Here is a 25,592-nt window from a genome sequence, read left to right on the forward strand (position 1 = left end):
GCGGCGAGGACTCTAACAGTTAAACCGCTCGAAAGTTACTCCTGTATGAAAGTAGAAATGTTAAGAACGGTCTTTGTCGCCTTGGTCTTTGCGATATCTGCAATTTTGTCGACCGCACAAATGCCGCCGATCGAGCCCGGCGTTCCGCTCGAGCTGGCGAAGTGGCGAGCCGCGCACTACAGCGACGTCCGCTACAAGCTAAACCTGACGCTAGAAAAGATGTCGCCGGTGTTAAAGGGAACGATGGAGATAAGATTGAAAGCTTATGGTGACCCGGTCGATCCCACAAAAGGACGCGGAATGCAGTACTTCCACATCGCTCCGATCATCCTCGATTGGCGGAGGATAAGGGGACATGAAGAACTCTCAACAATTTCTAATGTGTCCGTTAACGGCAGGAAAGTTGAACAGGGCTCCCGAGGCGCAGAGGCGGCAAAAGAGTTTCATGGAGGCGAAACTCGCTTTGCTGAGTACTACGAATACAACGAGCATCTTTTTTTCAGTTACGGCGTGGTGTCGGGCGAGAACGTTATCAAGCTCGATTTCACCTCGCCAATACTGACGAGCGGGTCGGCGATAACGCGGTATGTGGATAAAGAGGACGGGTCGGAGTATATCTACTCGCTCTTTGTCCCAAGCGATGCGAGCACGGCGTTTCCGGTGTTTGACCAGCCGGATCTGAAGGCGAGGTTTGACGACCTAACGATTGATGCTCCGCAAGACTGGAAAGTAGTCGCCAACAGTGAGGCTCTTGTCGCAACAGATACACTCGAGCTTTACGCCAATCCACCGGATGCCTTCAAGAAAGTAAATCCTCAGCCGATTTTAAAAGGACATGTCAGGACGCTTTTCCGTTCCACCAAACCAATTAGTACATATGTCTTCGCGTTTGCAGCAGGCAACTTTGACGTATTTGACGAATGCAAATATTTAAGACAAACCGGAACCGAGTCGTTGAATTGCGTTCCTTCAACAGACAAACGCGAACGGAGGGTTTCGAATCTATTTGTTCGTCGTTCCCAAGCAGAAAAATTCAGGCCGCACGCGGCTGAGGTGTTTCGGCTGAACCGTGAGGCGATCAAATATTTTGAGGAATATTTCGATTACAAGTTTCCGTTTCCTAAGTACGATCTGGTTTTGATACCGGAATTTCCGTTTGGCGGGATGGAGCATGCTGGGGCGACGTTCCTGCGGGAGTCGTCGATCATTTTCCCGCAGGAGCCGATTATGAACGACCACATTTCGCGGGCATTGCTGATCTCCCAAATGGCATTGCACCAATGGTTGCCCGCCACCCGATGCGGCGAACGCTCCGAAAGGTTCTGCCGAAAATAGGGGTATCGATCCACGAGCGCGGCCGCCGCATCTGGCGATGTGGGCTACACAGATGTCAACGTCTTCCACGGTTGGGTGATTGTTGCCAGTTTCGACTTTAGCGGAATAACTCCGAATTCCGAGTAGCGCCCTTCCTAACGGTCGGGCTACTGACAGCTCGGGCTTTTGCATTGGGACACTTACTTACGGGCGGGTGAGGGTTATGGGGAGGTCTTTTTGGGTGGTGTTGCCGGAGAAGTCGGCGGCGAAGACGCGGAGGATGTAGTTGCCGGGCGGGAGCGTGGCGGTGTCGATGAAGCCTTCGCTGAAGGTGTCGCCATCGACGCGGTTGGTGACGGCAAAGTTGAAGATGGTCTCGCCGGTCGCGCCGGAGCGGCTGCCGGGTGCGTAGGCGAATTTGACGGCCCGATGCGAGGGCATTTTCTCGAACGAGATGGTCCAGGAGTTTGGTTTTGAACTTGTAGCCGCGGCAGCGTCGGCAGCGGGATGGTGAGTGGCGAATGGTGAATGGTTAATTCCGGAATTCCAGATTCCGGATTCAGATTGCTGCCACGGCGAGGGGCTATTGGACTTGATGGGGTGATTTTGTGAGAATGTAATGTTTTCGTAATTTCTGGGTAATTTGCCCGGCCTGATCTAAACCGATGGTTGCTGAGAATCTTATCGGGTTTGATGCTTTGCCGCAGACCGTGCCGCACTATTGCATCGAATCTTTCCGCCGCAATAACAAGCCTGACGCGTTGTCTTTCAAGATAGACGATGTCTGGCACAGAGTTTCGGGCGCCGACGCCATTGAGCGAATTCGGCGGATCGCGCTCGGGCTTTCGCGGCTGGGCGTAAAGGCCGGCGACCGCATCGCCATCATCTCGGAAAACCGGCCGGAGTGGTCGTTTACGGATATCGCGATCCTCTCGCTCCGCGGCGTCAACGTTCCGATCTACACAACGCAGGCCGTCGATCAGATCCGCTATATCATCGAAAATTCGGGTGCGAAGATGCTCTTCGTCTCGGGCAAGAAGCTCTGGAAACACGCCGAATCGGTCATCCAGAGCATTGAATCGCTCGAGAAGCTGATCTTTTTCGATGCCGACTTTCTGCCGGAAGACGGCCGGGCGATGTCGCTCAAGGACCTCGAGGCCGAGGGCACCCGGAAGGACGAGATCGACAATTTTGACGAACTGCTGGCACAGGTCAAGGCCGACGACCTGGCGACGGTGATCTATACCTCCGGGACGACCGGCGAGCCAAAGGGCGTGATGCTGACCCACGAAAATTTTACGTCGAATGTGGCGGCCATCTCTAAGGGCCTGCCGATCAGGAACACCGATCGGTCGCTCGCCGTTCTGCCGCTCTCGCACATTTTTGAAAGGTCAGTTTTTTACGTGCTCTGCGCCAATGGCGTGGCGATACATTACTGTGCGGCGTTTGACCAGATCGCCGGCCATCTGCAGGAAGTAAAGCCAACGATAATGACGGCGGTGCCGCGGCTCTTCGAGCAGGTCTATCACAAGATAGTCAAGAAGGGGAAGGCTGCCGGCGGGTTCAAGACGAAGCTCTTCGATTGGGCACTCGGCGTCGGGCAGGATTACTGGCGGGCGAAGGATATGCACGAATCGGTGCCGGCGACGCTGGCGGCAAAACACGCACTAGCCTCGCGGCTCGTCTTCTCAAAATGGCGTGCGGGCGTCGGCGGGCACCTGCGTTTCTTCGTCTCGGGCGGAGCTCCGCTCTCGAAAAAGCTCTCGTATGCGTTTTGGGCGGCGGGCATCCCGATCCTGCAAGGCTACGGCATGACCGAGGCCTGCATCACCTGCGCAAACCGGCCGGAGGATAATAAGGTCGGCTCGATCGGCACGCCTTTCGAAGGCATCGAGATGAAGATCGATCCGGGCAACGGCGAGATCCTCATCCGCGGAAAAAGCGTGATGCAGGGCTACTATCAAAAGCCCGAAGAGACCGCGAAAGTCATCGACAGCGAGGGCTTCTATCACACCGGCGACGTCGGTTATGTGGACGAGGACGGGCATTTTTACGTCACCGACCGCATCAAGGACCTCTTTAAGCTGTCGAACGGAAAATACGTCGCCCCGCTGCAGGTCGAAAGCCTCCTCAAGCAAAGCCCGCTCGTTGCACAGCCGGTCGTCGTCGGCTCGGGCAGAAAGCAGGTCGGAGCATTGATCGTTCCGGACTGGGATGCCTTGAAGGAAACGCTCGCCGATGAAGGCATTGCTGTCGAGGGCACCCGCGAGGAGCTTTGCGTTAACCCCTTTGTTATCAAACGTGTGCAGAAAGACGCCGTTGACCTGACCAGGGAGCTTTCCGACTACGAAAGGGTCAAGCGTGTGTTTTTGCTGCCCAGAGAATTTTCGATCGATCGGGGAGAGATGACCCCCACGCTCAAGATCAAGCGCTCAGTTATCGATGAAAAATATGAGGATGCTATCGATGAGATCTGCGGAGGAAACTAGCTAAGCCAAATTCGAGATCCGGTCCCGTCACAGCGAAACCGAGTCGATCTCCTTGATCAAACGATCAAGAGTTCGGCTCGGTTCTTTCTTGCTCAGGATCGCCTCGGCGAGCTCAAAGAGCGGTTCCGGCATCTCCGGGCTGCTGATCTGATCGTGAAAATCGTCAGAGATCGGGTAATGCTCGTAAAACTCGGCCTCGGCAGCACAGAAATCGCAGGACCTTAGGTGCACGCGAATAAAGCCGCCATCTGAAACGGACATTTCGCCCGTCTGAAACGCGAGCAGGTCGTGAGAGGAAGGGCAATCGCCCTGTTTTTGAAAATCAGACATTATCTTCGATCAATGACGCTCGCGCTTCGAACACCATTTGGGAGCGTTCAATTTGCACAGTTCTATCGTTCATTTTGAGTAAACCGTTAATTATCAGTGGCTTCCAGAATTGGATTGGCGGCCAATCATCAGTCGTCTTCATGTTTCGTGGCTCACAACTTTAAACAATAAAAAAAGATGTTGCTCATGACTTGAAATACTGCTACTATTATTAACGTCAGCGGATCGCTCTATCGCTGACAGACCCGCCTTTCGATCAAACCAGGTAGTTGGGACCGCAAAGCAGTGAAAATCGCCACTGAGTAACAAAGATCGATTTTTCACGATCGGCCCGACGCACAAAAGACATCGCGGTTTCATCGCATCCTCAAACTTGCTATGACAACACCCTCATCACAAGACTCCCAAGTCCGTTCGCTGTCCGGCCGCCCGATCAAGATCGGGAAATGGAATGAGAATCTGGATGCATCGGACGTCAATCAGATCTGGATCGAGCTCCACCGCATCGTCGCGTCTCACCCGCTTGTTCGTGCATCGCGCCGGGCCGGATTTTTGGTCGAAGAAGGACGATACAACGCCTATACGGACCTGACGCAGGAATTGTTCGTCACTCTGCTAAGCAAAGATCGGTTTCAGCATTATATCGAGACCGGTATGACCGATCAGCAGATCGAAGCGGAGATCAGCCAGATCGAACTGAGCAACATGCTCACGTCGGAACTCCGAAAGCGTTACCCGGAATCTTATCGGCTCGCAAGAAGAATCTCGACGGTCGTTCAGCAAAGCGGGCGGTTCAAGCGTTTCGATAATCTTGGAAACCCGGACGCTCATCGGCGTTTGGCAGATCGGCTTTACGGCTTGGCAAAATGGCCTGAACAAAAGGCACGGCGCGATGTTCAGGAAATGGATATGCGCGTCAAGACGGTCTCGTTCTTTGCCCGCGATACGCGAATGGTCGGCTGCACCGGCGATGCACAGATCGTGATCAGCAACGTCGAGCTCGAGAAGCTTGTAATACGTATTTTCAAGGCGATCGATTCGCCGGTCGATATGCGCTCGCTGCGGTCGTTTGTAATGTCGCGGCTTCCGATCATGGACATACACCTTGTCCCGGTCGGTGGATCAGGCGACAGCGACGACCCGGAACGGATGCCGATGGAGATCGCAGATACGCGCGAGACGCCGGAAGACGGCTACCTCAGAAACGAGGCGGAAACGAACGCGGCTGGCCGGGTCGATGAATTTATGGAGGAACTTAGCGGTTCCGTTCGCGGCAAAGAGAAGCAGTTTGACCGGATGCTTCGGATACTCTGGCACTGCTATCTGATCTCTGACGGCGGCACGCAACTCGAGGTAGCCGAGATGCTCGGCGTCTCGGATTCGCTCGTCTCAGATTATCGCAAGAGGATCGAGTCAAATCTTCAGGGGCTCGCTTTTGAAGGAGTAAATGAAGCTCGGCAATTCGAAAAGGCCCTGCGGCAGAAGGTGAGGTCGGAGATAGAGTTGCGGGATCAGCGAGTGGCTGTCTAGGTGCCGATCTTGGCCATTGCCTCTTCAAAACGCGGATCGTCGCGAAGCGAATCAAGATTTCTATCAAGCTCGAAGTGAGGTTTATTCTCATTTCCGAGCTTGATCGCTTTATTGAGCCATTTAAATGCGAGGTCTTTGTCACCAAGGACGGCAAAGGCAGAGGCTGCCCAGTAGGCAGTGTCGTGATCTGCTTTTGCGAGCTTCAGCGCGTCCTCGGTCAATTGTCCGCGGGCATCCTCGGCCCGCCCTGCACCGGCCAGAAAAAGAGCGTAGAGCGGCCGGACACCATCCATCCGCGGATGGGCGGAAAGTACCTCTTCCATCAGCTTGATAGCTTCTTCTGCATCGCCGCGGTAGTAATACGTAGATGCCCGAAAGAGCTTGAGCATCGGATGGTTAGGCTCGGCCCGTTCGCCGATCTCGAGCTCAGCGATGGCGTTATTGTATTCGCGTTTGTAAACGAAAATTCGCGCACGGTTATAGGCTGAGACGGCGCGGGCAGCGGGGTCGAGCCGGGAAAGCCTTTCGAAGGCCTTTAGCGATTCCTCGTACTCGCCGTCGAGCCGATGGACGACGCCCTTCACAAAGAAAAGCGGAGCCTCGTTGGGGAACTGTTTTTTGAGTAGTTCGATCTCGGCACGCGCCTTTTTCTTCTCGCCGCGAGCCATATAGACCATCACCATCAGTACCCGAGCCTCAACGACGTTCGGATCGTAAGAGAACGCCTTGCTAAACGCAGATTCGGCGAGAGTGTAGTCTTCCGTTTCGCCGAGCCCTTTAAAAACACGATTGGCGTAACAGGCCCCAAGCCCGCTGTAGGCAAGGGCAAAGTGCGGGTCGAGCTCGACAGCACGCTTGAAGTTCTGGATCGCAGCATCGCAATCTTCGGCCGAAAGCGTCCGGAAGATGAATCGGCCGAAATGGTCGCGGCCGCGAAGGTATTCTTCCCATGCCTCATGGTTATCGGTCATCCGGCGGCCGAGTTTTTCCTGTTCGTTCTCGGAAAGCTCCATCCGAAGCCCTTCGAGGATCTTCTGGGCGATCTCGTCCTGAAGATTCAGGACGTCGCTCGCGTCGGCATCAATCCGGTCGCTCCAGAGGATATCGCCGCTGAAAACGTCGACCAACTGCGCCGTTACACGAAGCCGGTCACCGGACCGCAGAAATCCGGCCGAAAGCACGGCATTGGCACGAAGTTCTTTGCCGGCCTCGCGTGGGTCGACCTCTTTGCCCTGATATTTCGCAACGACGGAGCTCGGCCTGACGATAAGCGAACGAAGCTGTGCGAGTTCGGTGATCACAGCGTCAGCCAAAGCAAATTCGAAGAAGTCAGAGTCAGGGTCCTGGTTCAGGTTGCGAAAGGGAAGAATCGCGACGCACTTCTTTTCGGTCCCAGTCGATGTAGCGGTTAGAGGCGACTCGGGCATATTCGATGGCGGATTGGAAAACGAACCGAACGAGCCTGTGTTGCCCTCGCCCGTCTTTCCGGTGATCCAGCTCAGAGCCCGGCGGAAGACGCCGCTATCGAGGTGCTTAGGAGCAAATGTCTCGCCGGGCATCATGCCTGCTCCGGCCACTTGCTGATAAACCTGCCGCAGATCGTCGCGCATTTGCGATATCTTCTGGTACCGATTCTTAGGTTCCTTTTGGAGAGCCTTGTCGACGATCTCCTGCACTCCCGGAGGTATCGGATCGCGACGCAATTCAGCGATAGGCTTCGGTGTTCCATAAAGAACCTGATGGCGGACGTCGATGACCGTTTTGCCCTGGAATGCCCAGATGCCGGTCAGCATCTCATAGATCAAAACGCCGGTCGAGAAAATGTCCGATCGTTCATCGGCCCTTTCGCCGCGGGCCTGTTCGGGGGCAGCGTAGGTGGCGGTGCCGTAAGGAATGCCGAGTTCGGTAATGTCTGTGCGGTCTTGCCCGCGGGTCGCGTCAGTTAGCTCGTCTTCAAGCAGCTTGGCAAGCCCGAAGTCGAGAATCTTGACCTGGCCGCCGCTCGTGACCATCACGTTGCCTGCTTTAACGTCGCGGTGGATGATGTTCTTCGAATGGGCGTAGGAGAGAGCATCCGTAACCTGGATCGCGATCGAAAGAGCACTTGAGAGATCAAGCGGCCGGCCATTCACGAGTTGGCGAACATTCTTGCCTTCCACATACTGCATCGCGATGTAGAAGATGCCATTGGCGTCCTGAAAATCGTAGATGGTGCAGATATTCGGGTGATCGAGCTGAGAGCAAAGCTGAGCCTCGCGTTCGAAACGTTTGAAATTTGCCGTCTTGTTGGTGAGTTCCGGCGGTAGGACCTTGATGACCGCCTGGCGATTGAGCTTGGTGTCAAGAGCTTTATACACCGTGCCCTGGCCGCCCGAACCGATCTTCTCGAGGATCTTATATTGATTGATCTCAGAACCGATCATAATGACTTTGGATCGCTGAGCGGCCAACAAGGATGCCGGAGAAAAAGCCGCAGCGAACCTCAGATCAGGTAAGGGAATACTCTATGCCCAAAGGTGCAATTTCCAAAATCGGAAATGCGAAATTTCGGTTACTCGATCTGCAAACTGCAGATCATCGAGGTACGATCGTTCAGCCGCGGGGCGGATCGCCCCAACCTGAACCTACATATTCGCCGTTCTTTACAATGCACGGAACGGTAAGATCGCCTGCAGAAAAGGCGAGCATCTCACGCTGGCGTTCGATGTCGTTTTGAGCGTCGTATTCAACGAACTCGATCCCCTCGGCATTGAAATGGGTGCGGGCCTGATCGCAATAAGGACAGCCCGGCTTCGTGTACATCACCAATGACATTTTGATTTACTTCCCCCTGATGTGGAATAGTTTACCGAAGTAAATGAGTTCCTCAAAACAAGACGGTATCGTAGCAGCCAAAGGCCTCGATAGTGCAGAAGACCCGGATATCTTTCGGCCTTACGAGAGGCTGATCGAGATAACGATCCGCGGCGCCGCTTTCAAAGTGCCGGAGAACAATACAATTCTGCGATGCCTTCAGTTCCTCGAACTGCAACGCATCTCAGACGCAGAGCTTTGCTGGAACGGCAACTGCCAAAACTGTACAGTTCGGATAATCGAGAATGGCCGCGCTCGAACGGCAATGTCTTGCCGGACCGAGGCGGTACAAGGGATGGCCATCGAAGATATCAATCCGGCGATCGATATTTGACGTGTTTTAATACTTCGGGACCTTGTGATCCACCTCGTTTGACCATGCGGTGATGCCGCCTTTCAGATTCTTTAGGGCGCCGGTATAGCCGCTTTGCTGAAGTGCCTCGATCGCTCTCGCGCTTCTTCCGCCCATTTTGCAATGGATGACGACCTCTTTTTCGGTGTCAAGTTCGGACATGCGGCTGAGTATTTCACCGAGCGGGATCAGTTTTGCTCCGTCGATCTTCGCAAACGCGTGCTCTTCCGGTTGGCGGACGTCGATCAATTGAATATTTTCTCCGGCATCAAGCCGAGCTTTTAGGTTTGTTGCCGAGATCTCCTCGATCATCATTTTCTTACCTTCTTGAATCTTAAAATTGGTCTTAAGCGATGTTCCAATTGTGCGCTTTTTTCGACGGATACGCAACTCTTTACCTTATGCCCTTTCGCCGGCAAGGATTAGCGTAAGTCATACTTTTACAAAAATTTACATATAGAATCTCATTTCGGGCGAATCCGTATACTACAATCGAATTTTGCCAAATCAGTATGCGAAAAAGCCATTGGCCGTTCATTAAATCACTGTCCTTTCCTGCGCTCGTCGTAGTGTCACTTTTTGCCGCATCGTGTTCCTCGTCGCAATCGGCGGCAACGCAGGAAACGGGGCCCGCTCAGGAGACTACGGCTATTCCGATCACGACCGGGAAGTCAGAGTCGCGGCCGGTTCCGGCGTTCATTCAGGCGACCGGCTCGCTAGTCGCGGATGAGAAATCGAATATTGCCCCGAAGGTTGCCGGCAAGGTTGCGGATATCGCGGTCAACGTCGGCCAGTTTGTCTCGCAGGGAGCAGTTATCGCACGAATTGACGACCGCGATGCCCGGCTCGATCTCGCATCTGCACAGGCAAGCGTGAAGCAGGCTGAAGCGGCGGTAAGGCAGGCGGAGGCTCGGCTTGGGCTTGGACCGAATGGCAGGTTCAATGCATCGGCGATCCCGGAGGTCCGGGCGGCGAATGCGAACTATGAGCAACTCGTCGCGGAACTCAGGCAGGCGGAGGCGAACGAGAAGCGTTATCGAGAGCTGGTCGAGACCGGTGACGTCGCGATGGTCAGTTATGAGCAGTTTCGGCTCGCTCGCGACACGGCTCGAGCACGGGTCAACAGTGCCCAAGAGCAACTCAATGCTCAGATCAACAACGCCCGTCAGAACAATGAACTTATTCGAAGTGCCGAAGCTGCGGTTGAATCTGCAAGGGCGCAGGTTCGCATCGCCGAGCAGGCGATCGCCGATACAGTGATCCGTGCACCTTTCTCCGGGTTCGTCAGCGAACGTCCCGTTGCGGTCGGCGAGTTCGTTTCGACAGCTACCGTCGTTGCAACGCTTCTCAGAACAAACCCGATAAATATAGAGATACAGGTCGCTGAGGCTGATGTTCCGTTCGTCAGCATGGGCAGAGGCGTTTCGCTCGAGGTCGAGGCATACAGCGACCGCAGATTCTCCGGGGTCGTTACGGCGATCAATCCGGCGGTTGATGCGGCCTCACGTTCGGCGATCGTGGAAGCTTCGATCGAGAACGGCGACAATGCACTCAGGCAGGGAATGTTTGCGACGGCTAGAATCAATAAGGAAGGTGGTTCGGTCGGTGTTTTTGTTCCCAAGTCGGCGGTTTATAACCACCTTCCGACCGCTTCGCGTCGCGTTTTCGTGATCCAGGACGGCTTGGCCCGGCTGCGAACAGTACAAACCGGGCCCGAAGAAGGCGATAGTGTTCAGATCCTGATCGGCATCGAAGCAGATGAGATCATCGCGACTAGCAATCTTGACCAACTTTATGAAGGAGCGAGGGTCGCGATATAGACACAAGGGGTTTGATTTATGCAATGGTTAGCTGAGATCTGTGTACATCGTCCGGTGTTCGCTACCGTGATCGTGCTCTTCATCACGGTTGTCGGCGGCTTTAGCTTTTTTACGCTTGGCGTTGACCGGTTTCCGAAGATCGACCTGCCGACGATCTCCGTCTCAACAGGCAATCCCGGTGCTGCCCCGGAGGAGATCGAAGCTGAGGTCACGGACATTGTCGAGGCAGCTCTTAACACGGTCCCGGGTGTTGAGGAAATGCGGTCAAGTTCGTCGCGTGGCCGCTCGAACGTAACACTCACCTTTAACCTCGAAAAAGATCCGGACGTTGCGTTCCAGGAAGTGCAACAGAAGCTTAGTGGCATTGCAAATCGCCTGCCGGACACCGCCGATCCGCCAGAGGTTCAGAAGTCGGACCCGGACTCGCAGCCGGTCATTCAGTACGTGATCTCAGCTCCACGCGACGTTATCGAGCTTTCAACCCAGGTCGAGGAGTTGATCCAGAAGCGGATCGAGTCGGCGGATGGAGTCGGCGAGGTCTTCATGTACGGCCAGCGTCGGCGGCAGGTCCGTATCAGCATCAACCCCGAACGCCTCCGGGCCTACAACATTTCGGTCACTGAAGTTGTAAATGCCGTTCGTGCGCAGAACCAGGAACTTCCTGGCGGTGATCTTGTCGAAGGGCCGCGAACGCTCGGTGTCCGCACCTTAAGTAAGCTGACCGAGGTCGCTCAGTTCAACAATATCGTCATCACGACCCGCAACGGCTTTCCGATCAAGGTCTCAGACATCGGCCGCGCCGAGGAGAGCGGGGTCGAGCCGACAACATCAGCCTCATTGGATGGCGTTCAGTCGGTTTCGGTCGGTGTGCGAAAGCAGGCCGGTGCGAATACCATCGCGGTCATCAGGAACGTGAAGGACCGAATGGCACAGATCATTCCGAACCTTCCCGATGATATGAATGTCGTGATCATTCGTGACCAATCGGAGTTCATTGAAAATTCGCTCCACGCCATTGAGGAGCATCTGATCCTAGGCGGGCTCTTTGCCGCGATCATCGTTTTCTTTTTCCTTTGGAATTTCCGCTCAACATTTATCGCAGCACTCGCGATCCCGATCTCTATCATTGGTGCCTTTGCGGCGATCTCGGCATTTGGTTACTCGCTGAATCAGATGACGATGCTGGCCCTGACGCTGATGGTCGGCATTGTGATCGACGACGCGATCATCGTTCTTGAAAACATTTACAGGTTCGTTGAAGAAAAGGGAATGACGCCGGTCCAAGCGGCGATCGAGGGCACAAAAGACATCGGCCTTGCAGTTCTCGCGACGACGCTTTCGCTACTGGCGGTCTTTATTCCGGTCGGTTTCATGACAGGGATCGTCGGCCGGTTTATGTCGTCCTTCGGCTTGACGTCCGCGGCGGCGATCGCGATCTCGTTGGTCGTTTCGTTTACGCTGACGCCGATGCTTGCCTCTCGCTGGATCAAGCGGCCGGAGCGAAAGGAAGCCGAAAATGACGGCAGCGGCGAAAAGAGCGGCGGCCACGGGCACGACTCAAAGTCAGGCAAGTTCTGGCAAAAGATCGACGGCGGCTATACCTTCATGCTCAAGCTCGCGATGGCGCATCGCTGGGCGATCGTGTTGATCTGCATTTTGACGGTGGCATCTATCTTCCCGCTGTACAAATACGTCGGCATGGCGTTTTTGCCCGATGAGGACGAATCGCTTTATCAGGTCAATCTTCGCGGCCCGCAGGGCACATCGCTCTCGGCAACGCAAAGCATCCTGGACCGCATCGCCCGCGACATCCGGGCCGAGGTTCCGGGTGTGAAATCTACACTAGTATTAGCCGGATTCGGCCGGGGCCGTGGACCCAATAATGGTTTTATAAATGTTTCGCTTGTGCCGGTAAGCGAACGCGATCTTTCGCAGTCTGAACTGATCAACAAGACCCGTCAGATCGCCCGAAAATATTCCAATAAGGACTACCAGATAAGTGTCTCCGCGTCGTCCTCGATCGCGGGCAGTATTGGGCTCGGCCGCGGCGGCAGCGGCGTTGGGTATTTTATTGCAGGGCCTGATATGGCTCGGCTTAACGACTACGCCAACATACTGGTCGAGAAAATGAAGGCCGACCCGGCCTTCCGCGACCCAGATTCCTCGGTCGAGGTCGGAACGCCGGAGATCCGGGTTGCGATCGATCGGACAAAGGCAGCCGACCTTGGCGTAAGAGCCGGTGACGTGGCTCAGGCACTTAACACTCTTGCGGCCGGACAGATCGTTTCGTCGTACAGCGAGGGATCGAATCAATATGATGTAGTGGTTCGGGCCGATGAGCCATTTCGGCGAGACCGCAGCAATTTCAATCTCTTTACAGTGGCATCGACCAACGGCGGAACGGTTGGCCTCGACCGCGTCGTACGGCTCGAAGAAGGCCTCGGGCCTTCAACCATCAACCGGCTGAACCGTTTGCGGCAGGTTTCGGTAAGCGCCGGGCTTCCGCCAAACACCTCTGAATCAGATGCACTCGCCAAGCTCGAAACGTATGTTAAGGAACTAAATCTTCCGGCGGAATATGTTTCCGGAGTGACGGGACAATCGAAGGAACTGCAAAAGGCATATGAGAGCTTTATGCTGGCGTTCCTTCTTTCCTTCGTCTTTATGTATCTGGTGCTTGCTGCTCAGTTCGAATCGTTCATTCACCCGATCACTATTTTGCTGACTCTTCCGCTGGCGGTGCCTTTCGCTCTGCTCTCGACAGCACTTGCCGGGCAAACGCTGAACATCTTTTCTGCACTCGGCATCTTGCTCTTGTTCGGAATCGTGAAAAAGAACGCCATTCTGCAGATCGACCACACCAACTCGCTTCGGGCTAAGGGTATGAATCGCTACGATGCGATCATTCAGGCGAACCGCGACCGATTGCGGCCGATCCTGATGACAACGCTCGCTCTAGTAGCGGGAATGATCCCGCTTACGCTCGGAACTGGAGCCGGTGCGGCGACCAACCGTTCGATCGGCATTCTGGTTGTCGGCGGCCAATCGCTCTGTTTGCTGCTTACTCTTCTTGCGGTTCCCGTGTTCTATTCGCTATTTGACGATGCCGGCGAAAACAAATTTTTCCGAACTATCGGCGACGGGCTTGGCCGAATGAAGGACGCGGTCACCAAGCCATTCTCGGCAGCATTCTCGAGCAAGTTCAGCAAGACCAAAGAAGAATCAGGTGCGGTTGATCTCGACAGCGACGACCTAGTGGAGGGCGGTAGACGAGCTTAGTCCAATGAGTATTACAGCGCCCCTTACATGTCCTATCGCGCGCTTTGGAGCGTGGCCGGCGGCAATCATGCTGGCGGCCCTTTCTGCCGTGCAGGTTGTGGCCGGGCAGGACGCTCCACCTCCGCTTCCATCGCCGACACCTATCCCGATCGAGCGCACAACGCCCGCGGATCTTCCGGATGAACCGCCTCCGGTCGCACCCGATTTCAAGGCTCCGTCGCGTCCGCTTCCCACGACGGACCGAATTGGCGTGGACGTTGGCAACCAGGTGCCGCTGACGCTTGATAACGCTATCCGCTTGGCGCTCGAGAACAACAATGCGATAGCTATTTCACGGAATGACGTTGAGATCGCTGAGTTTAACCTGCGAAGGGTTGAAGGCGTTTATGACCCCCTGATATTCTCGGATGCCTTTTATGAAAGATCGACCACGCCGACTGCCTCGGCCATCGGCGGTGCGGTCAATGGAGCCGTGACACAGACGCGACTATTCGGCTCGGGCGGAGTGCAGGGGTTTACGAGGAAGTTCGGCGGCTCCTACGTTGCCCGGTTCGATTCGACACGTTCGACTACGAGCAATACCAACGCATTTCTCAACCCAAACTATCCTTCGCTGCTTACGGTTCAATACACGCAACCGCTGCTTCGAAATCGGGCAACCGACAGCAACCGCCGGCAGATCGAGATCGCGAAAAAGAACCTGAGCCTGACCGATTCGCAGTTTCGTGCACAGGCGATCGAGGTCATCTCGCAGGTCGAGCAGGCGTATTGGAATTTGGCATTTGGGTTAAGGAACCTGCAGGTCCAGATCGATGCTGTAAAGCAGGCTCGGGCACAGCTTGAAAGCAATGAGCGGCTGGTTTCACGCGGGGTGCTCGCCCCGATCGAGGTTGTCGCGGCAACGGCCCAGGTAACATCGCTTGAGCAGAACGTATTCGCGGCGCAAGAGGATGTCACCAGAAATGAGAACATTCTGAAGACCCTGATCGCCCCCGAACGCGATGCTTCGGTCTGGGCTCAGGCTCTGACACCGGTTTCGCCAGTGAGCTTTGAGGCTCCGAGGATCGGGCTCGAGGTGGCGATAGCTGAAGCCTTGAAGAACCGTCCCGAGATCGCTCAGCTCGAAACCAGCGTCGAGATCAACAAGATCGACAAGGCCTTTTTCGAAAACCAAACGAAGCCGCAGATCGACCTCGTAGGTTCGTACTCGTCACAAGGCCTTTCGGGAGCCGAGACAGAGCGGGCTATCGATCCGACGACAGGTATCAGCCGCGTTCCGCCAAACCTGGTCGGCGGCTATCTTACATCGCTCGGTAGTTTAATATCTCAGGACTACCCGACCTTTCGCGTCGGTGTCACGATAACGCTTCCGTGGGGAAATACTGCGGCGAAGGCCGATCTCGGCCGCACACTGGTTGAGGAACGCCGCATCGGGAACCTGCGGGCACAGGCCGAGCAGGCAATAGAGGCCGAGGTTCGTAACGCCCTGCAAGCTCTTCGTTCCGCCGAGGCACGGGTTGCTTCGGCATTGGCGAATCGTTCCGCCGCCGAGCAGCTCTATGAAAGCGAACGGCGGCAGTTCCAGTCCGGGACGACCACATTTTATCGTGTCCTTGAACGGCAGAATGACTTGATCGCTTCGCAAGGCCGCGAGCTGCAGGCGCAGACGGACCTCAACCGGGCGATCTCCGAGTTTCAACGGGCGACCGGTACAACGCTCTCAGCAAATAATGTCTCGGTTACTGACGGCCGCAACCTCTTATTCCGAAGTCGCGACCGCGAATTCACATTCAACGCACGGCCGCTTCTCCCTGTGAGTTCGGCGCCGAAAGATTAAGCCCTTTTATCAGATCTTATAACCACCGCGAGTCAATGCAGTCTCGAAGCCGACCTTATCGACGGCCTTTATATAAGCGTCTCGCGGCTCGACGATCCCTTTCTGGACGAGTGCGAACAAGGCATCATTTAGAACAACCATCCCGTGGTTCTTGCCGGTCTGCATGGCCGATGGTATCTGGAATGTCTTCCCCTCGCGTATTAGGTTGCTGATCGCGGGCGTGACTATTAGTACCTCGAGTGCTGCGACGCGTCCGCCGCCTTTCTTCGGCAAGAGCGTCTGGGCGATAACGCCCTTGAGCGATTCGGAAAGCATTACGCGGATCTGCTGCTGACGGTCGGCGGGAAACTGGTCAATGATGCGGTCAATGGTCGAGGACGCGGTCGTCGTGTGGAGCGTTCCGAAGACGAGGTGGCCCGTTTCGGCGGTCTCGATGGCGATAGAGATCGTCTCAAGATCTCGCATTTCGCCGACGAGCACGATGTCCGGGTCTTCGCGGAGAGCGGCACGGAGAGCGTCCTTAAATGAACTCGTGTGGTTGTGGACCTCACGCTGGTTGATCAGGCACTTTTGGTTTTCGTGAACAAATTCGATCGGGTCCTCGATGGTGATTATATGGTCATCACGGTTCTTGTTTATCGAGTCGATCATCGCGCAGAGCGTGGTCGATTTACCCGAACCGGTCGGGCCGGTAACGACGACAAGGCCTTTCGAGAGATTGCAAAGATCCATTATTGCCTTTGAGAGGCCAAGGTCCTCGGCCGTCAGGATCTTTGAAGGTATAACGCGGAACACGCCGCCCGAGCCCTTTCGGTCGCGGAATACGTTGCAGCGAAAGCGGGCGAGCCCGGCGATCTCATAGGCAAAGTCGGTATCGTTTCGCCGGCCAAATTCCTCGCGGTTCTTCTCCGGCATTATCGACGTAAGAAGCTCGGAGATCGTTTCAGGCGTTAGCGTGCCTTCATCAGATTCAAGCGGCTGTATCCGTCCGTCCTTGCGGATCATCGGCACCGCCTCTGCCGAAAGGTGAAGGTCGGAAGCACCAGATTCCGCCATCTTGCGGAACATCGCTTCCATTCGGTCAACCATCACAAGATTCACCTTGCGGCGGTCGGTCTGGCGACGGTCAACGAGCGGAGCGGCCTCCACCATAACAGGGGCGGCTTCGATCTCCGGCTCCGGGACATATTCGCGGGGCGGTGGGATGAATCCCGAAGGATCCTCATAGAGCGGCGGGATGAATCCCGAAGGATCCTCATAGAGCGGCGGAAGTGATTCGGACGCCGCGTGGCTGTCAAAAACTTCGATCGCGGGAAGTTCGGCTGCGACGGTTTCTACAGGTGAGCTTGGAAGATCCTCGAAATGCAGAGGCTCCATCACCGGAGAATTCGAGACCCCACGCGATTGGCGCGAAAAGATCGGCTTTACCGATACGACGAAACCCGCGGGCGATTTGCGAATGTGAAACTGGAAATTGCCAAGATTGTGCGGATGGGTGAATTCGACCTCATTGGAGGACGGGAGCTGCATCCGGACGTCCGGCGGGATCAACGGAAAAATGAGCCCCGTGATCTCGGACCCGGAAAGCGATTCGGGAGCGACCTCGGCCATGCCGGTAGTAGAGAGTACGACCGGGCTTTTGTTGGGTTCGAGCCTGAGTTCTTCGCTCGAACTAGACATAAGTACACTTAGATACTGGTTCAGTTTATCCATTGTTTCGAAGGCACGGGAGCGATCAGTGAGGTAAAAGAACGAAGGGTGCCCTTTGCAGAACACCCTATAAGATTAGCACAGCCGAACAGCTTTTGTCAGCGTTTTTTATATCGTGATGGCTTCCTGATATTCGCCCCAAACGCCGCGTAGAGCGTGGCCGATCTCGCCGACTGTGACCGATGCCTCAACGCAATCAAGAATCCGCGGGAGAAGGTTCTCCGTTCCCGCTGCAGCTTCTTTTAGTTTCCGCATTGCCGTATCCGCTATTGCCGCATCTCTCCGACTACGCAAAGCTTGAAGCCGTTCGACCTGGTCGCGTTCGATGGCCGGATCTACGGAAAGCGTCGGGATATGTCCGTCTTCTTCTATCCGGAACCGATTGACGCCGACGACGATCGCATCCTCGGCCTCGACCGCCTTTTGGTATTGATACGCGGATTCCTGAATTTCCCGCTGAACGTAGCCGGTCTCGATCGCACGGAGCATGCCGCCCATGTCGTCGATCTTGCGGATGTAGTCTTCGGCAAGCCGCTCGAGTTGGGTGGTCAGTTCCTCGATCGCGTAACTGCCGGCAAGCGGATCGACCGTGTTGGCGACGCCGGATTCGTGGGCGATCACTTGTTGGGTTCGCAAGGCGACCCTCGCGGCGTTCTCGGTCGGGAGCGAAAGGGCTTCGTCCATTGAGTTCGTGTGCAGGCTTTGCGTCCCGCCGAGCACGGCGGCGAGGGCCTGGATTGTCGTTCGGGCGATGTTCACCTCGGGCTGTTGGGCGGTCAGGGTCGAGCCCGCGGTTTGAGTGTGGAACCTGAGCATCTGCGACTTTGCAGCCTTTGCCCAAAAGCGGTCGCGCATTATTTTCGCCCAAAGCCGGCGGGCCGCACGGAACTTCGCGACCTCTTCCAAAAGGTCGTTGTGGGCGTTGAAAAAGAACGAAAGCCGCGGGGCGAAGTCGTCCACATCGAGGCCGACGTCAATCGCCGCCTGGACGTAGCAGATCGCGTCGGCGAGCGTAAAGGCAAGCTCCTGAGCGGCGGTCGAACCCGCCTCGCGGATGTGGTATCCGGAGATGGAAATGGTGTTCCAGTTCGGAACCTCGGCGGCGCAAAAAGCGAACGTATCGGTGATCAGACGCAGCGAGGGCTTTGGCGGATAGATGTAGGTTCCGCGGGCGATATATTCCTTAAGAATGTCGTTCTGGATCGTCCCGTTGACCTTGTCAAATGGCACGCCCTGCCTGCGGGCAACGGCGAGATAGAGGCACAGAAGTGTTGACGCTGTTGCATTTATCGTCATCGAGGTCGAGACGCGGTCGAGCGGAATGCCGTCGAAAAGCGTGAGCATATCGTCGATGCTGTCGATGGCGACGCCAACTTTTCCGACCTCGCCGAGAGCGAGTGGGTCGTCCGAATCGAGCCCGATCTGCGTGGGTAGGTCGAAGGCGACGCTGAGTCCGGTCGTGCCCTGTGAAAGCAGGTATTTGTACCGCTCGTTCGATTCTTTGGCGGTCGCAAAGCCGGCATATTGCCGCATTGTCCAAAAGCGTCCGCGATACATATTCCGGCGAACGCCGCGGGTGTAAGGAAATTCACCCGGAGCGCCGAGATCTGCTGCGGGATCTACTTCCGAGATGTTGTCAGGGTTGAAATCGTTGGGGAGTTCGATGCCTGAGCTTGTCAGGAATTGCTCCCGCCGTTCGTCTGCCATATCGGGAATAGATTACCATAGTTCTTTCGTGATAAGGGTTTGGCCGAAGTCCGCCGCAGAAGACGTAACGTGAATTATTTCAACTACTTCACAGAGATAGAAGATGCATTTATCCGCCGCCGCGGCAAGCACCTGCTGCTTTCACCGATCGATTGGGCGCTGATCGAGGGTTGGCAGAATATGGGCGTTCCGCTTCATGTAGTGATCCGCGGCATCGAGACGGTGTTCGATAATTTCGAGGCGAATCCTCGGCCGCGGGCGATCAAGTCGCTGATGTTTTGCCGCGAGGAGGTCGAGGCCCGATATCAGGAATGGCTCGCTTCGCAGTCGGGCCGCTCGGCCGAGACGGGCACGGATGAAGCACGGCCGGGGTTTACGATCGAGGCGATCCGCGAACACATCGAAAGGGCGGTTGCGGCGCTCGGGCAGATCAATGTTCCGAGCCTTCGTGAGGCCTGCGATCGGGCCGCGGAAAGGCTTCGTGTCCTCTCGGGCGAGGTGACGAGCGACTTCGAAACGGTCGATAAGGCCCTCAACGACATTGAGGAATTTCTCGATGAAGCGATGCTATCGGAACGCGAAAGCCCGCATCTAAAGAAGATCGAGGCCGAGGTGAAGTCGCAGCTCAAGACCTATAAGAAGGAAATGTCGAAGGATGCCTATGAGAACACTCATCGGCTGATGCTGCTCAAGCGGCTCCGCGAAGAATATGGAGTTCCCCGCCTCGGTTTGTTTTACTTATGACCGTACGAATTCTTTCGATAGCATTCTTGTTCGCTTTTTCAGCGGCTACCGCGTTCGGGCAGGGAAGCCCGAAACCGCCCGGCGTCCCGATCAAGGAGATCCAATCACCGGAGAAGCCGAGCGATACGATCGTCGGCGTCAGCGGGCGTATTTATTCTAATCCTGATCTCGGCTTCCGGATAACGTTTCCGGACGAATGGTTGATTCCCGGCGATGATTTTGAGGACTACCTGAAGTCGCAGGGTATCGACATCGGACTCAAGGCACCGGAGAGCATCGGCCGGATCGATCAAATACAACTAGAGCGAGCTCTTGAGCGCGTCCGCGTACTGGTAACGGCGTATCGGGCGATGCCGGGCTCGGAGGAGAACGCGATCGTCCGCGTCGCGGCGGAGGACCTAAGTACGGTTCCGCAGGTAAAGGATGCGGTCGATTATGTTGATCTGATGCGGAGCCAGTTTGCCGCCGCTCGGACTCCGCCGGACTTTAAGTACTCGGAAACACAGGCCGAGCGGCTCGGCAGGCACCAGTTCGCCTTCATCGATACCGAGAACAACGCCGGGAAGAAACGAATGTACGTCACGGTTCGGCGCGGCGTCGCATTGCTATTTACCCTGAGCTATTCAAAGCCCGCTGACCTGGCAACATTCAGGCGAATAATGTCCGAATGTGACTTCAGCATCAAGCCACAAATGTGACCTGAGTTTTCATTGGCCCGGAAAGTGTGTTAAACAAGCAGGCGACCCAAATAAGATCTCCGGAGCAAACAATGAACAAATTAAGGATAAAAAAACTCGGGATTCTGTCCGTTGCAAAAATGTATGCGGTGATGGCATTCGTCATCAGCCTTCTGATCGCGATACCGTACGGGCTTTTCATCATCGCCTTCTCATTGATCGGGGCGGCCGGTGCATCCGGTTCCAGCAGCGAAGGTGCCTTGGCACTCGGCGGCGGCGGAATCGTAATGGGCATAATCGTTATGATCGCGATCCCGATCATGTACACCATCATTGCCTTTATCGGCGGAGCCCTCGGGGCGGTCATTTATAACATTCTCGCCGGCATTGTCGGCGGCATCGAAATCGAAGTAGAGAACATAGCTTGAGCACTGAAATAAGCGTCGGCGACCGATTGACCGTTCGCATTGAAAAGATCGTTCCCCGCGGCCTCGGCCTCGGGTTTGAGAACAGAACACCGATATTCGTCTCGTTGGCGGCGGCCGGCGACCTCGTCCGCGTGGTCGTTTCGCGGGTGAAGGGAAGCGCCGTTTTTGCCGAGATCGAGGAGGTGCTTGAGCCCTCGCCCGATCGCATCGAGCCGCCTTGTGAATACTTCGGCTCGTGCGGCGGCTGCGATTTTCAACAACTGAATTACGGGGCCCAGCTCGAGGCAAAACACGCGATGATCGCCGACTGCCTTCGCCGGATCGCAAAGCTCGACCCGGTGCCGGAGATCGAGATGGTCGGTTGCCCGGAGCCTTTCCGCTATCGGCTGCGGGCACAATGGCATGCCGATGCGAGCCGGGACATGATCGGCTACTACCGACGGAATTCGCGCGACCTGATCGACGTGCAGTCCTGCATGGTGCTTGTACCGGAACTTGAGGAGGAATTGACGCGGTTGCGAGGCGGGCTGCACAGCATCGACCCCAAACAGACGAAGATCCAGATCGACTCGGTGTGTGGCCTAAATGGCGAGGTTTCGACATTCTCACGCGAACTGCTTGAGCCGACAAAGCAGATCAGGCTTGAGGCTGCCGGCGAGCGTTTTACATTCTCCGCACGGACGTTCTTTCAGGGAAATCGCTTTCAGATCGATAGGCTGGTCGCGACGGCGATCGGTGAAGATTCAGGCTCGCTCGCTCTTGATCTTTATTCCGGCGTAGGGCTTTTCACCTTGCCGCTGGCCCGAAGGTTCGAGCGGGTGATCGGTGTTGAGGAAAGCCGTTTTGCGGTCGAATATGCCAACCGGAATGCGGAGACCGCGGGGCTTGGAAACGTCGAATTTGTAGCCGAACCGGTGCGAAAGTTTCTTGCGGAAAGTGACTTGGCCGGCGTTGATCTGGTCCTGCTTGATCCGCCGCGGGCTGGAACGGAAGCGGACACCATAATGAACTTGATCGCTCTGAACCCGCGGGTTGTCTCATATGTTTCATGCGAGCCATCGGTCCTCGCCCGTGACCTGAAACGTTTTGTCGAGAACGGCTATCGCATCGAAAAGCTTACCGCGATCGACCTTTTCCCGCAGACGCATCACGTCGAGACGATAGCTCGTCTCGTCAGCCCTTCAGCTTGACGGCCGTTCCATAGGCAAGAACCTCGGAAGCGTTGGTCATTATCGAGCTGGTCGTGAATCGCAGACAGATGACGGCATCGGCATCGAGTTCCAATGCGGCCTTTACCATTCGGCTGATCGCCGTTTGTCTTGCCTCCGTAAGCATTTCTGAGTAACCGCCGATCTCTCCCCCGACAATGGATTTGAGGCTGGCAAATATATCTTTGCCAATGTGTTTTGTTTGCACTACGTTTCCGGTGACGACCCCGAGTACCTCAGCGACCTCGCGTCCGGGTATCATGTCAGTCGTGGTATAGATCATTCTCCGCTGCATTCATTGCCTCCGTTTTCGCTAAATTGTTGATCATTATAGGGTCTTATGTTCTGTAAGTTTAAACTTAATCATACGTAATTCGTAAATGAGTCCAGCGAGCGGTTTGAATAGAGCTATTCAACTACTCTAAACTTCAAATTATGGCAAAAAAGAAAGCGGATTCGGACGAACCGGCGGCGATCATCAAGAGCTTTTCCGTGCGTTGCCGCTACTGCGGGCAGAAGAACACGGTAAAGGAAGGGTACCGGAACAACGAGGCAAACTGCGGCAAGTGCAAACTCCCGCTCTCGAACGAGGCTCATAAAAAGTGGGCGAACCTCAACAAACACGATTACATTCACCCGGCGGACAGCAAGGCTCTCGCGGCACTTCGGGCGATTCCGGGTCTTGATACGGGCGTCAAGAAGCTGCTTGAGGTGACGGGTGAATCGGCGATCCGAGTGACCTTTATGGCGAGTGCCGTCAAGGTGACGCCGAAGCAATGCCCCGACCTTTACGCGAAGCTTCAGGTCGCCTGTGCGACGCTTGGCGTTGAGGCTCCGGATCTTTTCATTCAACAGAATCCGATCGTTAACGCATTCACCGGCGGCGTTGAAAAGCCGATCATCGTGCTCCATTCAGCGCTTATTGAGCGGCTTAGCGAGGAAGAAACGCTGGCGGTCATCGCCCACGAGGTCGGGCATATCCACGCCGAGCACGTGCTTTATCTGACTGCGGCGCAATTGATCCTGGCCATCGCGACCATTCCGCTTGCATCGCTGCCGATCGCGGGAATTCTCAAGGAAGTGCTTACGGCCTCGATGCGAGGTGCTCTGCTCGCCTGGATGCGAAGGGCCGAGCTTTCGTGCGACCGGGCGGCTCAGCTTGTTGTTCAGGACCCGCATGTCATCGGGCGGACGATGATGAAGCTAGCGGGCGGCACGTTCGCGTCGAAGATAAACTACGAACTCTTTCTCGAACAGGCTCGCGAGTTCCAGAAGAATTACGACCAAAGCAAGCTCGATAAATTTTGGGCGGACATCATCAATGCCGGGCTCTCGCACCCGTTCCCGGTTTGGCGTGTCTCGGAGATCCTCAAATGGACCGAGAGCGGCGAGTACGAAAAAGTGCTCCAGCACGCTTAAGAACAGCGGCAGTTTTCAGAGCTTTTCTTTTCTGTGACTTTGTTCTGTGTCTTTGTTCAGTGGATTCTGTGGTCTTTCCCTCGTCTGATCGGGGTAAACCACAGAATGCACAGAAGGAAAACCGAAACACACAGATCAGATCCGACTCGGCTTTCCGGACGGTCGCGGTCTAAACCTCTAACAAACTACTTTACAAACAGCTCCATTGCCCGGCGACGCGCATTGCGGGTGCGCCTGAGCCGCCTGCCTGGCAGGGCGTCGTGTCGCGGCGGCAGTTTTGGCAATAGACCATCGTGCCGTTCTCGGCCGTGGCCGGGAGCGCGTTTAGTAGCAGGCTCGGCATCTGGACGGGCGCACCGAAGCGGACATCGGTGCCGAAATAGGTCGGGTGGCCGCGGAGTTGGCCCTCGCCGGGCTGGCCGGTCATAAAGATAACCGTCGCCTTGTCAAAGTTGTTCGGCGTCCCGCCGGTGCAGCCGAGTATGTAGCCGTCGAAGCAGAAGCGGTCGCCGGTCGAATAGACCCGCACGCGGTCATCGGCCTGAAATGTCCTTGCGCCATAAAGGTTGCCGGTCGAGACGAGCGTCCGCCGAGCTTTAAAGATCATCGGATGCTCGAAGATGGAATTGACGATCGTGATCGGATACGAATAATCGCCGGCGAGCGGGTTTTGGACTTCGTTATAGACGAGCGAATTCGTCATCGCCTCGGTCTGAGAACCGATTATTGTTAGGTTGCCGCTGTCGAGAATATTAAGAAATGTTCCGCCGAGGGCGTTGGTAAATCCGCCGCCGAAGGTGTCCTGAACAATGACCATTCCGACGCGTTCGAAGTGCATCGAGTTGGCTGCCTGCCCGGCCTGCCTTCGCGGATTAAGGAACAAACAGCCCTCGATCTTCCAGTCGGTATTCCGCGAATTGACGAAGATACCGGTGTCGCGATTGTAAATGAACCGGCTGTTAATGATCTTGACGTAATCGAACTGCCAGTTCAGGTTCGTTTGCGGCAGCCCGTAGGCATTTATCCCGCGATTGAAGCCATGAAAAACGACGTGATCGGCGACGAAGCCCTGCGAAGAATTATAGGCGCCGATCGCTTCAAGCCCGTTGGTGTTGTTATTTGAGCGAGCGAAGAGTTCGATGTTGCGGAGCGTAACGTTCTCAACGCATTCACCGATACGGAAGAGCGAGCGGTTCGCTCCGTCAAGCGTTATGCGGACCGGATTTTGCCGCGGAATGTCGCTGGTCGATGCCATCGAGTGAAGCCCGGTCGAGCCTTCGAGTGTGATCCCCGAAGGCAAGGCGATCGGGCCGGTGACGACGTATTCGCCATCGGGAACTCGGACCGTGCCGCCGTTGCGCGAAGCGATGAAGGCCATCGCACTCCGGAAGGCGTTCGTATCATCGGTCCGGCCGTCGCCGACCGCTCCGAAGTCGCGGATATTGAAGAACCCGGCCTCTCGCGGATCGGGCTCGGCGATCCAATCGTAGCTTACCGTGCCAGCGAACTGGTCGCCTGTCAGCGTGATGCGGTATCGCTTATCGGCACCGGTAAAGCACCATTTATTGGTCGCGGCATTGGCCCGGAAGGTGACGCTACCCGCCGAGCTCTGGACGATCGATGTCCCCGAACCCGCACATGGCTTAATGTCCATCGGGGTCGCCCGGTCGAGATCGGTGATGGTAATGATAGTGTTCGCCGGGACGTAACGGACCGCACATGCCGGTGCCCGCTGAGCCGTCGGGACATCGACAACCACGTTGTAGCCCTCGAACCGATTCTGCCCAAATGCCGCTGACATACCGGTCACAGCAAGAAGAACCGCCGCAAAGATCGCTTTTCTCATAATGAAAGTATGGGGGAAAGGGCCGCCATTCGCAAAGAAACGGCGTCTG

The 25,592-nt window shown here is 55.8% G+C and carries 21 protein-coding genes; 12 read left to right on the top strand and 9 right to left on the bottom strand.

Annotation, left to right across the window (positions count from 1 at the left end):
• Positions 1–57: 57 nt before the first annotated feature.
• Positions 58–1,335: a hypothetical protein gene (locus IPM21_13905; protein MBK9164972.1), complete on the top strand. Its 1,278-nt coding sequence runs from the start codon at positions 58–60 to the stop codon at positions 1,333–1,335.
• 183 nt (positions 1,336–1,518) lie between these two features.
• Here IPM21_13905 and IPM21_13910 read toward each other — a convergent pair whose 3' ends face one another.
• Positions 1,519–1,755 (bottom strand): hypothetical protein, encoded by a 237-nt coding sequence (locus tag IPM21_13910; GenBank protein ID MBK9164973.1) that lies wholly within the window; start codon positions 1,753–1,755, stop codon positions 1,519–1,521.
• A 224-nt stretch (positions 1,756–1,979) separates the two neighbouring features.
• Between IPM21_13910 and IPM21_13915 the strand changes: the two genes are divergently transcribed.
• Entirely contained in the window at positions 1,980–3,803 is a 1,824-nt protein-coding gene (locus IPM21_13915; GenBank protein MBK9164974.1) for a long-chain fatty acid--CoA ligase, read from the top strand.
• A gap of 27 nt (positions 3,804–3,830) precedes the next feature.
• On the opposite strand, the gene IPM21_13920 is transcribed toward IPM21_13915, so the two are convergent.
• Positions 3,831–4,133 (bottom strand): hypothetical protein, encoded by a 303-nt coding sequence (locus IPM21_13920; protein ID MBK9164975.1) that lies wholly within the window; start codon positions 4,131–4,133, stop codon positions 3,831–3,833.
• A gap of 378 nt (positions 4,134–4,511) precedes the next feature.
• On the opposite strand from IPM21_13920, the gene IPM21_13925 reads away from it, so the two are divergent.
• Positions 4,512–5,663 (top strand): hypothetical protein, encoded by a 1,152-nt coding sequence (locus IPM21_13925; GenBank protein MBK9164976.1) that lies wholly within the window; start codon positions 4,512–4,514, stop codon positions 5,661–5,663.
• Here the strand turns inward: IPM21_13925 and IPM21_13930 are convergent.
• The gene (locus IPM21_13930; GenBank protein MBK9164977.1) at positions 5,660–8,086 is read right to left on the bottom strand and encodes a protein kinase; all 2,427 of its coding nucleotides are present in this window, start codon (positions 8,084–8,086) and stop codon (positions 5,660–5,662) included. The genes IPM21_13925 and IPM21_13930 overlap by 4 nt on opposite strands.
• A gap of 169 nt (positions 8,087–8,255) precedes the next feature.
• Positions 8,256–8,477, bottom strand: a complete 222-nt coding sequence (locus IPM21_13935) for a glutaredoxin (protein ID MBK9164978.1) — start codon at positions 8,475–8,477, stop codon at positions 8,256–8,258.
• 43 nt (positions 8,478–8,520) lie between these two features.
• Here IPM21_13935 and IPM21_13940 point away from each other — a divergent pair, with 43 nt between their 5' ends.
• Entirely contained in the window at positions 8,521–8,850 is a 330-nt protein-coding gene (locus IPM21_13940; GenBank protein ID MBK9164979.1) for a (2Fe-2S)-binding protein, read from the top strand.
• A 6-nt stretch (positions 8,851–8,856) separates the two neighbouring features.
• On the opposite strand, the gene IPM21_13945 is transcribed toward IPM21_13940, so the two are convergent.
• Entirely contained in the window at positions 8,857–9,180 is a 324-nt protein-coding gene (locus IPM21_13945) for a sulfurtransferase (GenBank protein ID MBK9164980.1), read from the bottom strand.
• A gap of 257 nt (positions 9,181–9,437) precedes the next feature.
• On the opposite strand from IPM21_13945, the gene IPM21_13950 reads away from it, so the two are divergent.
• From IPM21_13950 to IPM21_13960, 3 genes are all read left to right on the top strand, one after another.
• Positions 9,438–10,688, top strand: a complete 1,251-nt coding sequence (locus IPM21_13950) for an efflux RND transporter periplasmic adaptor subunit (GenBank protein MBK9164981.1) — start codon at positions 9,438–9,440, stop codon at positions 10,686–10,688.
• Between the two features lie 18 nt (positions 10,689–10,706).
• Positions 10,707–13,967 carry an efflux RND transporter permease subunit gene (locus IPM21_13955; protein MBK9164982.1) on the top strand — a complete coding sequence of 1,087 codons (3,261 nt, stop codon included), beginning with the start codon at positions 10,707–10,709 and terminating at the stop codon, positions 13,965–13,967.
• Positions 13,968–14,034: 67 nt separating this feature from the next.
• Positions 14,035–15,804 carry a TolC family protein gene (locus tag IPM21_13960; GenBank protein MBK9164983.1) on the top strand — a complete coding sequence of 590 codons (1,770 nt, stop codon included), beginning with the start codon at positions 14,035–14,037 and terminating at the stop codon, positions 15,802–15,804.
• A 9-nt stretch (positions 15,805–15,813) separates the two neighbouring features.
• On the opposite strand, the gene IPM21_13965 is transcribed toward IPM21_13960, so the two are convergent.
• Positions 15,814–16,881, bottom strand: a complete 1,068-nt coding sequence (locus IPM21_13965; protein ID MBK9164984.1) for a type IV pilus twitching motility protein PilT — start codon at positions 16,879–16,881, stop codon at positions 15,814–15,816.
• Positions 16,882–17,622: 741 nt separating this feature from the next.
• Entirely contained in the window at positions 17,623–19,221 is a 1,599-nt protein-coding gene (locus IPM21_13970) for a methylmalonyl-CoA mutase family protein (GenBank protein MBK9164985.1), read from the bottom strand.
• 69 nt (positions 19,222–19,290) lie between these two features.
• Here IPM21_13970 and IPM21_13975 point away from each other — a divergent pair, with 69 nt between their 5' ends.
• From IPM21_13975 to IPM21_13990, 4 genes are all read left to right on the top strand, one after another.
• Positions 19,291–19,965 carry a hypothetical protein gene (locus IPM21_13975; GenBank protein MBK9164986.1) on the top strand — a complete coding sequence of 225 codons (675 nt, stop codon included), beginning with the start codon at positions 19,291–19,293 and terminating at the stop codon, positions 19,963–19,965.
• Positions 19,962–20,663 (top strand): hypothetical protein, encoded by a 702-nt coding sequence (locus IPM21_13980; GenBank protein MBK9164987.1) that lies wholly within the window; start codon positions 19,962–19,964, stop codon positions 20,661–20,663. Before IPM21_13975 ends, IPM21_13980 begins: the two co-directional genes overlap by 4 nt.
• A gap of 71 nt (positions 20,664–20,734) precedes the next feature.
• Positions 20,735–21,070: a hypothetical protein gene (locus tag IPM21_13985; protein ID MBK9164988.1), complete on the top strand. Its 336-nt coding sequence runs from the start codon at positions 20,735–20,737 to the stop codon at positions 21,068–21,070.
• Positions 21,067–22,260 (top strand): class I SAM-dependent RNA methyltransferase, encoded by a 1,194-nt coding sequence (locus IPM21_13990; GenBank protein MBK9164989.1) that lies wholly within the window; start codon positions 21,067–21,069, stop codon positions 22,258–22,260. The genes IPM21_13985 and IPM21_13990 overlap by 4 nt, the downstream gene beginning before the upstream one ends.
• Here IPM21_13990 and IPM21_13995 read toward each other — a convergent pair.
• Entirely contained in the window at positions 22,244–22,561 is a 318-nt protein-coding gene (locus tag IPM21_13995; protein ID MBK9164990.1) for a YbjQ family protein, read from the bottom strand. The genes IPM21_13990 and IPM21_13995 overlap by 17 nt on opposite strands.
• Positions 22,562–22,713: 152 nt before the next feature.
• Between IPM21_13995 and IPM21_14000 the strand changes: the two genes are divergently transcribed.
• Positions 22,714–23,697 carry a M48 family metallopeptidase gene (locus IPM21_14000; protein MBK9164991.1) on the top strand — a complete coding sequence of 328 codons (984 nt, stop codon included), beginning with the start codon at positions 22,714–22,716 and terminating at the stop codon, positions 23,695–23,697.
• 190 nt (positions 23,698–23,887) lie between these two features.
• Here the strand turns inward: IPM21_14000 and IPM21_14005 are convergent, their stop codons facing one another.
• Positions 23,888–25,543, bottom strand: a complete 1,656-nt coding sequence (locus IPM21_14005; protein MBK9164992.1) for a hypothetical protein — start codon at positions 25,541–25,543, stop codon at positions 23,888–23,890.
• Positions 25,544–25,592: the final 49 nt, after the last annotated feature.

The sequence above is a fragment of the Acidobacteriota bacterium genome (genome assembly GCA_016716435.1).
Classification (GTDB): domain Bacteria; phylum Acidobacteriota; class Blastocatellia; order Pyrinomonadales; family Pyrinomonadaceae; genus OLB17.